Here is a 442-nt window from a genome sequence, read left to right on the forward strand (position 1 = left end):
TCACACACTTCGCCTAATCTTACCCACGTCCAAGTGGGAGGGATAGGAAAGGGTGGGGTGAAAGTGTTTTTGTTTTGAGATTCTTCATTTGCTAATGCAAATTCAGAATGACAAGAGAGGGTAAGAGCATTATCTTTGTATTGAAAATTGCACTTTTCAAAACTTGGTGTGCTTTTGTCTATTTGTTTTGGAGTTTGTGGGATATTTCGGGCTTCATTTTCAGTATGGCAAGAAGAATGACAAGGAGAATTTAAAGGCGCAATCGTCTTTAACTTTGCGATTTCTTTTTTAAGAATTGCAACCTGATTTTTTAACTCTTGCTTATGGATTTGCAAGTGTGGGTCAGTTGCATTAGCAACAGACGCTTCGGCTTTGCCTCGCAATGACAAAATCTTAGATTCTAAGACCTTTAATTCTTTTTCTTTTGCCTTTTTGTCTTGTA

Annotated in this window: 1 protein-coding gene; it reads right to left on the reverse strand. The window is 37.6% G+C overall.

The window, feature by feature from the left end:
- Positions 1-442, reverse strand: a 442-nt coding sequence (locus OQH62_RS08630) for a hypothetical protein (protein ID WP_266016158.1), incomplete at both ends; no start/stop codon positions are given.

The sequence above is a fragment of the Campylobacter sp. MIT 21-1684 genome, assembly GCF_026241315.1.
Taxonomy (GTDB): domain Bacteria; phylum Campylobacterota; class Campylobacteria; order Campylobacterales; family Campylobacteraceae; genus Campylobacter_D.